General features: G+C 27.6%; 13 protein-coding genes and 6 tRNA genes. 18 read left to right on the forward strand and 1 reads right to left on the reverse strand.

The features are described 5' to 3' along the window. The first annotated feature begins 1 nt into the window (after window position 1). From STURON_RS00570 to gatB, 3 genes are read left to right on the forward strand one after another with little or no spacing between them, the layout of a single operon-like run. Window positions 2–292, forward strand: coding sequence for an Asp-tRNA(Asn)/Glu-tRNA(Gln) amidotransferase subunit GatC (locus STURON_RS00570; protein WP_075047966.1), 291 nt, complete (start codon window positions 2–4; stop codon window positions 290–292). Between the two features lies 1 nt (window position 293). Then, window positions 294–1748, forward strand: coding sequence for an amidase family protein (locus STURON_RS00575; protein ID WP_075047967.1), 1455 nt, complete (start codon window positions 294–296; stop codon window positions 1746–1748). Window positions 1749–1752: 4 nt separating this feature from the next. Further along, window positions 1753–3189: an Asp-tRNA(Asn)/Glu-tRNA(Gln) amidotransferase subunit GatB gene (gatB, locus tag STURON_RS00580; RefSeq protein ID WP_075047968.1), complete on the forward strand. Its 1437-nt coding sequence runs from the start codon at window positions 1753–1755 to the stop codon at window positions 3187–3189. A 3-nt stretch (window positions 3190–3192) separates the two neighbouring features. Here gatB and STURON_RS00585 read toward each other — a convergent pair whose 3' ends face one another. After that, entirely contained in the window at window positions 3193–3879 is a 687-nt protein-coding gene (locus STURON_RS00585) for a potassium channel family protein (RefSeq protein ID WP_075047969.1), read from the reverse strand. A gap of 87 nt (window positions 3880–3966) precedes the next feature. On the opposite strand from STURON_RS00585, the gene STURON_RS00590 reads away from it, so the two are divergent. The 15 genes from STURON_RS00590 to STURON_RS05730 all read left to right on the forward strand — a co-directional run bounded on the left by STURON_RS00590 (window position 3967) and on the right by STURON_RS05730 (window position 12830). Then, window positions 3967–5586: a TrkH family potassium uptake protein gene (locus STURON_RS00590; RefSeq protein ID WP_082236153.1), complete on the forward strand. Its 1620-nt coding sequence runs from the start codon at window positions 3967–3969 to the stop codon at window positions 5584–5586. A gap of 20 nt (window positions 5587–5606) precedes the next feature. Next, the gene (locus STURON_RS00595) at window positions 5607–7454 is read left to right on the forward strand and encodes an ABC transporter ATP-binding protein (RefSeq protein ID WP_075047970.1); all 1848 of its coding nucleotides are present in this window, start codon (window positions 5607–5609) and stop codon (window positions 7452–7454) included. A gap of 43 nt (window positions 7455–7497) precedes the next feature. After that, window positions 7498–7878 (forward strand): hypothetical protein, encoded by a 381-nt coding sequence (locus STURON_RS00600; protein ID WP_075047971.1) that lies wholly within the window; start codon window positions 7498–7500, stop codon window positions 7876–7878. Between the two features lie 162 nt (window positions 7879–8040). Then, window positions 8041–8116, forward strand: a tRNA-Asn gene (locus STURON_RS00605). 8 nt (window positions 8117–8124) lie between these two features. Continuing rightward, window positions 8125–8200: transfer RNA gene (locus STURON_RS00610), tRNA-Glu, on the forward strand. A gap of 12 nt (window positions 8201–8212) precedes the next feature. Next, window positions 8213–8288: transfer RNA gene (locus STURON_RS00615), tRNA-Val, on the forward strand. Between the two features lie 5 nt (window positions 8289–8293). Continuing rightward, window positions 8294–8369, forward strand: a tRNA-Thr gene (locus tag STURON_RS00620). 73 nt (window positions 8370–8442) lie between these two features. Beyond that, the gene (locus tag STURON_RS00625; RefSeq protein ID WP_075047972.1) at window positions 8443–8817 is read left to right on the forward strand and encodes a hypothetical protein; all 375 of its coding nucleotides are present in this window, start codon (window positions 8443–8445) and stop codon (window positions 8815–8817) included. Between the two features lie 54 nt (window positions 8818–8871). Further along, window positions 8872–8947 (forward strand) — tRNA-Lys (locus tag STURON_RS00630). A gap of 5 nt (window positions 8948–8952) precedes the next feature. Then, window positions 8953–9037: transfer RNA gene (locus STURON_RS00635), tRNA-Leu, on the forward strand. A 104-nt stretch (window positions 9038–9141) separates the two neighbouring features. Then, window positions 9142–10605 (forward strand): uracil-xanthine permease family protein, encoded by a 1464-nt coding sequence (locus STURON_RS00640; RefSeq protein ID WP_075047973.1) that lies wholly within the window; start codon window positions 9142–9144, stop codon window positions 10603–10605. A 31-nt stretch (window positions 10606–10636) separates the two neighbouring features. Further along, window positions 10637–11485, forward strand: coding sequence for an HAD-IIB family hydrolase (locus STURON_RS00645; RefSeq protein WP_075047974.1), 849 nt, complete (start codon window positions 10637–10639; stop codon window positions 11483–11485). A 2-nt stretch (window positions 11486–11487) separates the two neighbouring features. Then, the gene (gene trxA / locus STURON_RS00650; RefSeq protein ID WP_075047975.1) at window positions 11488–11796 is read left to right on the forward strand and encodes a thioredoxin; all 309 of its coding nucleotides are present in this window, start codon (window positions 11488–11490) and stop codon (window positions 11794–11796) included. A gap of 3 nt (window positions 11797–11799) precedes the next feature. Further along, entirely contained in the window at window positions 11800–12612 is an 813-nt protein-coding gene (locus tag STURON_RS00655) for a Cof-type HAD-IIB family hydrolase (protein WP_075047976.1), read from the forward strand. An 80-nt stretch (window positions 12613–12692) separates the two neighbouring features. Then, the gene (locus STURON_RS05730) at window positions 12693–12830 is read left to right on the forward strand and encodes a hypothetical protein (RefSeq protein ID WP_158500503.1); all 138 of its coding nucleotides are present in this window, start codon (window positions 12693–12695) and stop codon (window positions 12828–12830) included. Window positions 12831–12855: the final 25 nt, after the last annotated feature.

Genomic DNA, 12855 nt, shown 5'->3' on the forward strand with positions numbered 1-12855 from the left:
AATGAAAATTAATTTTGATATACTAAAAAGTTTAGAAGATGATGTAATGTTAGATTTATCTGATAAAGAGTTGCAGGATGTATTAAAAGTGGAAAATGATATTCTAAATAAATTTGAAAAAGTTTTAAAAATAAACACTGATGGTATAAGACAACTGCATTATTGTTTTGATTCATTAAATATTTATTTAAGAGAGGATGAAATCACTTATTCTTTAGATAAAAAAGATGTTCTAAGTAATGCACCAGAAAAAGATGAAGATTATATAATTTTAAAAAAGGTGGTTAAATAATATGGATTTTAGAACTATAACAATCAAACAGTTGCATGAAAAAATAAAAACCAAAGAAGTTGACCCAGAAAAGTTAATTGAAGAAACTATAAATTCTGCCAGAGATAATTTGAATAGTAATTTTTTAATTACTCTAACAGATAAATGAGCAGTTAAACAACTAAAATCTCTTGTAGGCAATGAAGAAAGTATACTTCATTGTATTCCGTTTATTAGTAAAGACAATATTTCAACAAAGGGTATTTTAACCACAGCAGGTTCAAAATATTTATCAAATTACATTCCTCCTTTTGATGCTACAATCAGTACTTTATTAAATGATTCTGGAGCAATATTAATTGGCAAGGCAGCTTTAGATGAATTAGGTATGGGTGGAACGGGCTTATTTTCATACAATGGTATTATAAAAAACCCATTTGATGAAGAAAGAATTGTTGGTGGAAGCTCAAGTGGTAGTGCATATGCTGTGTGTAAAGGTATTGTCCCATTCTCAATTGGAACTGACACTGGTGATTCAATAAGAAAACCAGCAAGTTTTGTTGGAATAGTTGGGTATAAACCTACATATGGGTCTATATCAAGATATGGAGTTATACCTTATGCACCAAGTTTAGATCATGTCGGCTACTTTACCAATCATGTTGAAGATTTAATATATTTAGCAAATGCTACATTTAAACAAGATAATAGAGACTTTACTTCAATTAATAATGAAAAAAACTATTTAAAAATTACTAATCAAGAACCTAAAGCTTTAAAAGTCGCATTTTTAAAAGATGTTTGAGATTTAATGGATGATGGTTTAAAAGTGGAATATAACACATTATTTAACGAATTAACAAAAGATAATCATAAAGTTGACTTTGTTGACTTTAGAAAAGACTTACTTGAGGCAGTTCCGGCTATGTATATGATGATATCTTTTGCAGAAGCCGTTTCAACAAGTTCAAATCTTGATGGTATCAATTTTGGAATAAGAAAAGATGGTGAAACATATGAGCAATTAATAAAAAATACAAGAAACAACGCTTTTGGAGAAACTGTAAAAAGAAGATTTTTACTAGGTAGCTATCAATTAAAAAAAGAAAATCAAGAATTGTTACTTGCAAAATCTAAAAAAGTAAGAAGGTTAGTTGTTCAAGAACTTGAAAAACTCTATGAAGAATATGATATTTTAATTCTGCCACCATCTTTTGAACCTGCTCCATTAATTAATGAAGTTTACGGTACTGACATAGAAGAAAGATATGATGACACTACTGCTTTTATGAAAGATCTTTTAATACTTGCTAACTTAAATGGAATGCCTTCAATAACAATACCTTTCATTAAAGATAAAAAAACTAACCTACCCATAGGTATAAATATAAATTCCAAACCATTTAGTGATGACTTGTTATTGAGTACGTCATTGTATCTAGAAAAATTAATAAAGAAAGTTTTTAATAAGGGGTAAACATATGACAAATTTTGAAGTTATTATAGGTATTGAAAATCACGTCGAGTTAAAAACTAATTCAAAAATTTTTAGTAACTCACCAGTCTCTTATGGAGAAAGTCCGAATTCACAAGTTAATGAAATAGATTTGGGTTATCCAGGTGCTTTACCATCAGTTAATAAAAAAGGTGTAGAATTGGCAATACTAGCTTGTAATGCATTAAAAATGAAAATAGATAATATCTTAAGATTTGATAGAAAAAGTTATTTCTATTCAGATTTACCAAAAGGTTTTCAAATAACTCAACAGTTTCATCCAATAGGCCGTGAAGGATATTTGGAAATTGAATTAAATGGAGCCGTAAAAAAAATTGGTATTGAAAGAATTCACATTGAAGAAGATACAGCAAAACAAATACACAAAGATGGTAAAACATTTATAGATTATAATAGGTGTGGAGTTGGGTTAATAGAAATTGTATCTAAACCTGTATTGAGAACTTCTGAAGAAGCAATAAGTTACGTATCAAAGCTTCGCGAAATATTATTATTTTTAAATGTAAGTGATGTAAAAATGAACGAAGGTTCATTCAGGTGTGATATTAATATATCTCTTAGACCATATGGTTTTGATGGATTTGGAAATAAAGTAGAAATAAAAAATCTTAACTCTCTAAATAATATTAAAAAAGCAATTGATTATGAAATTAAAAGACAATCTGAATTAATACTTTCAAATCAAGTTGTTGAACAAGAAACAAGACGTTTTGATGAATCTAAACAAGAAACAGTTTTAATGCGTAAAAAAAATGATGCAATTGATTATAAGTATTTTCGTGAACCAAATATATTTCCGATAAAATTAGATAATAATTGAATTGAATCAATTATAAAAAACTCTCCTGAATTGGCTGATAAAAAAAGAGAAAGATACACAAGTGTATACAATTTCAAGTTAGAAGAAACAAATTTCATACTTAGTGATTATTATCTAACAAAGTTTTTTGAAGATTGTATTGATTTAGGAATTGAACCTAAGAAAATTTTAAATTATATCATAACAGATATTAAGGCTCTACTTAATAAAAACAATATTACAATTGAGAAGAGTTATATAAGCCCGCTTGATATAAAAGATATATGTGAACTTATGGATAAAGGCATTATATCATCAAAGCATGCAAAAAGTATAATACCAATAATTTTTGAGTCTAATAAAAAAGCTATTGAAGTTATTGAAGAAAATAATTGAAAATTAATATCTGATGAAAATGAAATAAAAAGTTTATTATTACCTATTTTACAAGAAAATAAATCTTTAATTATGGAATCATATTCTACAAGACGTGAAAGAGTTGAAAAAACAATAATGGGAGTACTTATGAAAAAAACTGGAGGTAATATTAATCCTAAAATAAGTATGGAATTAATTACCCAAGAAATAAAAAAGATTAATTAAAAATTAATCTTCATCTCCTCTAATTTTCATAACAAGATCATTAACTACATTATTTCTTGCAAAAATTACAATAGTATCATTTTCTTTTAATGCAGTATATTCATCTGGAATAACAATTTTACCATTTCTTTTTATTTGAACTATGTTAAAGTCTTTGTTGGGGTTTAAACCTACATCAAAGACTTTTTTATTAATTATTTCTTTGTTTCTAACATCAATATTTGTAAATACAAATTCTCCATCAGTGCTTTGAACTTCACTTTCAATATCAAACAAAGTTTTAGTTGCAACCATTTTTGCACTCATAACATCAGGAATAACAACCATGTCACCTTCTAGCCCTAAAGCCTTTAATATACGTCTATGTTTTTCATCTCTAGCCCTGACTATAATGTTTTCAACCTCTAAATCAATAAGATTTAAAACTGTAAGTATACTTGATTCCATATTTGAACCAAAACAAACTATTACACCATCAAATTGAACAATTCCATTTTTCTCTAATGCAGCTTTATTTGTTGTATCTAAAATAACACCTTCTACACTGTCGAACTCGTTTATATGTTTGTTTAAATTTTCTTCGTTATAATCAAATATTTTGATTATTTGTTTCTTTTCTTCTAAAGCTTGTGCAACAGACAAACCAAAATAATTCGCTCCTAAAATAGCAAAACTTTTTTTCCTTGCCATATTAACCTCCACATATGCTTAATTAATTATACAACTCTTTTGCTAGTTTGTTGTATAATTTATGTATTATAATTATATGAGGTCTTTATGGATAAAAATATTGTTAAAGATAAAAAATCTATTATGAAAAAAGATAAGATTTTTAAAAAGTTAAAAAATTGATGACCTTTCTCAAGAATTACAGGAAGAATTATAATATGATATCTCTTATCAATTTTGATAGGAGGATTTTTATTGTCTATTCCAGGAGTTATAACTGATGAAAATAATTATTGAAAATTATTAGTAGGAGTATTTACAGCTTCAAGTGCAATATCAGACACTGGCATAACAATGGTTCAAACTAACACTAGCTATTCTTTTATTGGACAACTATTAATAATAATAATGTGTCAAATTGGTGGAATTGGTATACTAACATTAAAAATTGTTTTATTAGCTATGTTAGGTAAAAAAGTTTCACTTGATGATCAGAGTATAGCACAATCTGAAAGAGGTAATAGTGCTCTTTCGAGTACTGTTGAGATGATAAAAGATGCTTTTATTTTTCTACTATGATTAGAAATTATAGGGGCTTTTTTCTTATTCTTTGCTTTTTATTTTAATGAAGTTGATACATCAATGGTAGTCGATAAAACAGGAGTTACTAATTCTTATCATGATTTTGGTAAATCTTTGTGAAGTTCTATATTCCACTCTGTTAGTGCCACAAACAATGCAGGATTTGATATAATAAGTGGGAACTCATTATTACCTTATAACCAAGGTAATTCACATGCGTACTTATTACAAGTTATATTTTTATGCCAATGAGTAATTGGAGGACTAGGATATCCTACTTACCATGACATTAAAAGAAAAATTAAGGCAAGATCTGAAGGTACAACTGTAAAGTTTTCACTTTTCACTAAATTAAACTTTGTTGTATATTCATGTTTATTTGTAATTGGTCCAATACTGGTTTTTATAACTGAATTTGCAACAACTCAAGATAGTCAAATTTTAAAAAACGGAGACTTCAAAGTGTCTGAAAAACTTGTTAATGGTGAAATAGTAAGTACAAAAGAATGAGTAGCAGACCCATCTGGTTCGTGAAAACCTGCATATGTTTGAATAATGGATTTATTGTTTAATGTTTCTTCTTGTAGAAATGCAGGATTTGCAACTGTAGATATTAATAATTTTACAGCAGGAAGTAAAGTTATAATGTCACTGTGAATGTTCATAGGTTCAGCACCCTCTTCAACAGCAGGAGGTATAAGAACTACTACATTTGCAATTACATTATTAGCGGTATGATCAATTGTAAGAAATAAAAAAACAGTCGAAGCATTTAAAAGAAAAATACCAGATGAGGTAGTTAAGCGTGCATTTGCTGTAGTAATTATTTCAATAGCTATTGTATTTTTTGTTGTAATTGCAGTTTATTTAGATAGTAACAAAGCATTATCAACTAGTAATGATCAAGAATCACAAAATGAACTTTTAATAAAAGTATTGATTTATGTGTCAAGTGCATTTGGTACGGTTGGTTTCCAACCATTTTCAAATGATCAAGCTCAAAATATGGGTTGAATTTCAAAAGTTTTATTAATAATTACAATGTTTATAGGTCAATTAGGTATATCAAATACATTATTAGCTTTTGTAAAACCTAAAAATAAACAAAATTTTACATATGTTGAAGAAGATGTAGTTATTGGTTAATCAAGAAAAGAGGTTAAAAAATGGATATAAGTAGGAAAAACGGTTCAAAGGGACCGTTCATAAAAATATTATTTAGGTATTATAAACAAGAATGAAAATTGACATTAATAATGCTAATTTTTTGTTTTATTATTGTTTCGTGCTCATTGTTATTACCAATATTAACATATCAAATGACAAAAGCAATCACTAAGGAATTGTCAGAAAAACAAAACATACCATTTGAAGATGATGGTGGAACTGGTATATTATCAAGTTGAGGTATGAGTTGAATTAATCTTGTGTATATCTCCATTGCAGATGTTGTATTATACTGTATAACTTCATTTTATTATGATTATGTATCATATATAATGGGTAGAAAAATAGAAATAAGTCTTAGAAATAGATGTTTAGAAAATTTAGTAAGACAAGATATATCATATTATTCAGATAAAAAAATTGGAGAAATCTTAACAAAGGTTGTGTCAGATACACAAACGGTCGGGGATCAAGCCGTTCAAGTTCCATTACAAATTGGATTATCTATATTTGAAATAACAGCATCAAGTATTTTAATGTTCGTATTCACTTGAAAACTTGGTTTATTAACATTAATAATATTTATTGTATGTATGGTTTTGATGGCATTATGTTTTTTTGCTACAAGAAAAAAAGTTTTACGTGTAAGAGAGGTAATAACTTCTATAAACGGAGATGTCACTGATAGAGTGGCAACAGTTAGATTAATTAAATCTGCAGGTACAGAAAATTATGAAACCAAAAGGTTTATTGAAGTCCACAAAGATTATTATAAAAAATCTAAAGCAGTTGGTCTTAACCAAGCACTTATGTTAACAACTATGTGAGGAGGAGTTTTTATACTTAAGTTTTTCTCAATAATTGGTGCAATGCTTTTATATGGTTTATGATCAACTCCACAAGAAGGTTTAACTTTTTTTAAATATACATTTGCTTCATTTCAATTAGCAGAAGCAATGATGTTAAGTCCATTATTTCAAATTATGAATGCTTTATTTGGATTAGTTTATGCATCAGTTGCTTCTGAACGTGTTAATGACACAATCAATGCTAAGTCGATAATGAATCATCATTATTTTGATGGTGAAATAGTTGACCACATAAAAGGAAGCATTGTATTTAATGATGTTGAATTTGCCTATCCAGAGAAACCTACAAAAATAATATTACCAAAATTTAGTTTTAAGTTTGAAGAATCTAAAAGTTATGCTTTTGTTGGAGAAACAGGTAGTGGTAAATCTACAATTGCAAAACTTCTGTTAAGATTTTATGACCCAACATCAGGGTCTATAATAATTAATGAAAATTTAAACTTAAAAGATGTTAATTTATCAAGTTATTTAAAAAATGTAGGTTATGTTGAACAAGACCCACAAATACTTTATGGAGATGTATTTGAAAATGTAATGTATGGTACATTTGGCGCTTCTAAAGCAGAAATAATAAGTGCTTGTAAAAAAGCTGAACTACATGATCTTGTTATGTCATGACCAGATAAATATGAAACGATTCTTGGGGAACGTGGCTTTATGCTTAGTGGTGGGCAAAAACAAAGATTAGTAATTGCAAGAATGTTTTTAAAAAACCCTCAATTATTAATTCTTGATGAAGCTACAAGTGCATTAGACAACATTGTTGAAAAAGAAATTCAAATGAAACTTGACTCATTAATGAAGGGTAGAACAACGGTTACAATTGCTCATAGATTAAGCACTATAAAAAATGCTGATGAAATTATTGTTTTAGGTGCAAATGGTAAAGGTATTGTACAGAGAGGTACTTTTGAAGAATTAAAAAACAAAGAAGGACATTTCCAAAAATTATATAATGCGGGACTAATTGATTAATTAGTCTTTTTTTTGATAAAATAGTAAGTGAAAAGAGGTTATTATGAGACCAAATAATTTATGTAAAGCAGGATGCATAACTTCAATAGTTTTGAGTGCGGTTACTATAGTAAGTGGTTTAATTTTAAGTGTTGTTTTATTAACTGCAAGTTTAAATTTCACTCCTGATAGTAATAATGTAGGAGCCGATGTTTTTGCTTATACAGTTTTAAAAGTACTTATAATTGGTATTATTATCTTTATTATGGTGATTGTTTGTTTTCAAATCCCAACAATAATTGCATCAGCAAAAGTTTTAAGAGGAACTGCTAAAGGTAAAACAGCCGCAGGTGTTTTGTCAATTATTTTTAGTGGTATAGTTGGTGGTGTTTTAATACTTTGTGGTAAATATGAAGAAACAAATATGACTGATGAAAATTTATAATTCTAAAAATAATTCTAAAAAGTTTTTATAAATAATTTTTATAAATACAACTCTCTTTATTTTTTATTTGGAAAATCTAATATGAAAATATTAATAAAATATTAAAAAAAACTTGATTTTTTTTATTCTAATATGCTATTATGTATAGGTAGCAATTATTATGGCTTTTTAGCTCAGTTGGTAGAGCAACCGGCTGTTAACCGGTTGGTCGCAGGTTCGAGTCCTGCAAAAGCCGCCATTTTTTATGGCCTGTTGGTGAAGCGGTGAACACACACGGTTTTCATCCGTGCATACACGGGTTCGATCCCCGTACAGGCTACCATATTTTTTTAAAGGAGTGTTAGCTCAGTTGGGAGAGCATCTGCCTTACAAGCAGACGGTCAGCGGTTCAAGTCCGTTACACTCCACCATCTACGCTGATGTGGCTCAATTGGCAGAGCAACTGACTTGTAATCAGTAGGTTGTAGGTTCAAGTCCTATCATCAGCACCAGATATGATATTAAATCAACTATTATTGGTTGTTTTTTTTTATAATTTTTTAGTATTATTATAAAGAGGTTAAAATGAAAAGAAGTTTCCAAATACCACTATACATAGGATTAACTCTAGCATTTGTTATAAACATATTAGCAATGTCATTAGTAAAAGTCATAAGTCATAAAACAGAAAACACTTTAAGTCTTAGTGCTTATGTTTGAGTTTTTTTATATTGCATATTATCAATATTTTTACTTATTTCAATTTTAATTTTTCTTTTAAAAAAAGCAGATAATTCAAAGTTTGTATGTTCAATACTTTCAATTACTTATGGGGTGTTTACACTTTTTTCATTTGTTACAATTTCTTATTTATTTGGAATACCAATGGCAATTTTAGGTATATTATTTATAACAATTGGGTCAATATATATTCATAAAAATAAAGAAAATTATTATTAAAAATATAATTACAAAACATTAAAAAAATGTTATTATTATTTTGTTGATTTTAATGTCTCGTTAGCTCAGCCGGTAGAGCAACTGGCTTTTAACCAGTGGGTCATAAGTTCGAATCTTATACGAGACACCATCCACCCGGGATTGGCGGAATTGGCAGACGCACCAGACTTAGGATCTGGCGTGGTAACACGTGGGGGTTCAAGTCCCTTATCCCGGACCATATATGAAATTTATGCATCTTAGTGATGCATTTTTTTATTTTATTTATATTATAAAATAATTATGTTAATATCATTTAGATAAAAAAATAAGTAAGGAGTTTATATGGAGAATAATAATATAATTTTACAACCAAGACAAAGACCAAAAAATATAACTCAATGAATATTACTTTCATTTCAACATGTTTTTGCTATGTTTGGAGCTACAGTATTAGTACCTTTAATTATTAATAGTTATTCAAAGACAGGTGAGGACATAATAAATGTTTCAATGGCATTGTTTTGTAGTGGATTTGGAACTTTAATTTATATAGCATTAACAGCAGCAAAAGTACCTATTTATTTAGGTAGTAGTTTTGCATATATGAGCATTCTTGGTATTGGTTATGCAGAATATGGATGAGGAAATGCTATTTTTATTGGAGTTTTTATGGTAGGAGTTGTATACATACTTTTTGGTTTTATTATTTATTGGACAGGTGTTAAATGAATAAAAAAAGCATTTTCACCAATTGTTATTGGACCAATAGTTGTTGTGATCGGTTTAAGTCCAATTAAAAGTGCTTTATCAAATGCAGGCATCATTTATAATTCTAGTGATTTTGTAGGAAAAAGTTTATATTATCCTCAATGATTAGCATTAGTTATTGCATTTATTACTTTTATAGTTGCCGCTATTTGTATGTTAAAAGCAAAATCTTTTTTAAAAGTAATACCAATCTTGATAGCTTTAATTGTTGGTTATATTGTAGCGATTATATTACACTTTTCATTTAAACCTCTAGGATATTCATTATTAGAAACTGAACTAATAACTAATACAAGCAAATGAGCTTGATACCCTAGTTTTAAAGCTATTTGAGATGTTCAACCATCTAATATTGGACCAGCATTGGTTGCGATTGTTCCAATAGCAATTGTTACTATGACTGAACATTTAGGAGATCATATAAATATTGGAACAATGACAAATAAAGACTTTATTAAAGACCCAGGTATAAGTAGAACATTAATGGCAGATGGAGTTGCAATGTCACTAGCAGGTTTAATTGGTGGACCCGCAAATGCAACATATTCTGAAAATACAAGTGTTGTTTCAATAACAAAAGTTGCTAGCGTTTGAGTTACAGGACTTGCAGCAATATTTGCAATAATAATGAGTTTTATTGCTCCAATCAATCAATTAATAATGATGATTCCATTACCTGTAATGGGTGCAATAAGCATTGTTCTATTTGGCATGATTAGTTCCAATGGTATTAAAATTTTAATTGATTCAAAAGTAGACTTTAAAAATGCTAAAAATATTTTAGTTATTTCATTAATATTATCAATTGGAGTAGGTATGGCTTTAACAGATAGTGTCATTAAAATAGGAGAATCATTTAATATAACAGGTATGTTCTTAGCTACAATTGTAGGTATAATTGCAAACTTATTATTACCAAATCAAGATAATTTAGGTATTCTTAACATATTTAAATTTAAAAAAAAGACTCTAACTGAAAAAAATAAAGGTAAAATTACTAAAGATAAAAATAATAAATCAAAAGTAAAAAATAAATAATTTAAAAATATGATTATAGGGAGGGTTTTATATGGAGTTTAAGTTTAAAAAGAATTTAGTTATATTTTCTGATTTAGATGGAACTGCTCTTTTAGATAATCATCAATTTAGTGATAGTTTAATTCAAACAGTAAAAGAATTGTATGATAAGAATATTTGATTTATACCAGTAACTGCAAGAATTACAAAGGACGCTATATGACAACAGGCTAAATTATTAAATATTGATAAGTATAAAGGTATAGCAGTTGCAAATAACGGCAGCCAAGTTTATGACTTTAAAAGTGATAAATTTATTATAAATAAATTTATTAGCAAAGATATTTTGAGGCAAATTTTTGAAAAAACATTTGGTAAAGTAGGCGAATACAAGGTTCATTACTTTGCTGGTGATACTTGCTATGTTTATGGATATGGTGAAAACTCTAATTATTGAGCAAATGTAATGAAAGTTAATTATGTTATTATAGATAATTTTGAGCAAATCGAAAAACCCGTATCTCATATGACATTTGTCTTGAATGAAGAATTTTCTTTACAAAATAAAGAAAAATTCTTACAAGATTTTGACTTTTTAAGAGAACAAATTGATATAATAAAATATACAAATAGAGTTTATGAACTCTCAACAAAAGGAATTAATAAAGGCTCTATTGTAAAGGAAGTTTTAACCTATTTAAAACTTGATAAAGAAGAAACAACTACATTTGCATTTGGTGATGGTTATAATGACATACCACTATTAAAAGCAGTTGATTACCCTATAGCACTTGAAAACTCTATTCAGGAGTTAAAAGACATTGCTGTGTATGTTACAAAAAGTAATAACGATGATGGTGTTTCTTTCTTTATTAAAAACAAAATTTTAAAGGAGATTTAATTATGGAAATAATACATGTAAAAACAATTGAAGAATTAGATGAAATATTAAGCAAAAATAACTCAGTGGTTGTAGATTTTTATGCAGACTGATGTGGTCCTTGTAAAATGCTTGCACCAATTTTTAAACAAGTATCAGATGAAGTTGATTCTACACAATTTGTTAAAGTTAATGTTGATGAAGCATCAGAATTAGCTAACAAATATGGAGTAAGATCAATACCAACTGTTATATCTTTTAAAGAAGGGAATTTAAGTAAACAAAATACTGGTTTTATGTCTAAGGATGTATTGACAGATTTTATTAAATAAAGTATGAGTAAGATTAAACTTATAGCTATGGATATTGATGGAACAGTTTTAGGTAAAGGGCATGTTGTCTCTAAAAAAACTCTTGATATCCTAGATAAAGCAAGAAATTCAAATATTAAAGTGTGTTTAGCAACTGGTAGACATATTTTACGTACCAAAAATATAGCAGAATCTATTAAAAGTCATTTAAATGGTGATTATGTAGTTTGTTTAAATGGTGGAGGTCTCTATAAATTTGAAAATAATAATATAAATACTATATTTGAAGTTACTTTTACTGTTGAAGAGTTTGATAATATTTATAAAAAAGCAAAAGAATTAAATGTTAATTGTTGAAGTTATGATAAAAAGGATAATACTTCAACGGTTTTAAAAAGAAATTTATTCACTTTTGCCTTGAGTAAGTTATCAGGTCGCAAAAGTATTGTTTATAAAAATGATATAAAAACATTATCATATAAATTAATATGCAATGGCAAAGGGAAAAACATTAAAAAGTTTAAAGATTATTTAAATAGCTCAGGTTTTAGATATTATGATTGAAGTTATAGTGATAGTTCTAAAAGAATTGAAGTTTGTCCAAAAGGAATAAATAAATCTTATGCTTTAAACAAAATATTAGAGCTTGAAAATATTAATTTAAATGAAGTAGCTTTCTTTGGTGATGGCGACAATGATAAGGAATTATTAAAACTAGTTGGATATGGTGTAGCTATGGGAAATGCCCATGAAGAGGTTAAAAAACATGCTACACACATTACTCTTAAAAATACTGAAGATGGTATTTATGAGTTTTTAAAAGATTATATACAATAAATAAATTTTAACCTTTAAGACTTATTTGTTGTATATTTTTTATTTTTAGTATATTATTAATCAAGTAAAAAATAAGTTCAATGGAGGTAACTATGAAATTAAAAGAAGTTATAAATATCAAGCAATATCTTATAGCAGAATGATTTGATGTAGTTATTACTCGTGTTGAATGATATGAAATAGTACTTGAAACAGAAACTCTCTCCCTAATGGCGTAATGAAATAAAATTACGCGATAACAAT

This window comes from Spiroplasma turonicum (genome assembly GCF_001262715.1).
In the GTDB taxonomy this organism is placed as follows: domain Bacteria; phylum Bacillota_I; class Bacilli_A; order Mycoplasmatales; family Mycoplasmataceae; genus Spiroplasma_A; species Spiroplasma_A turonicum.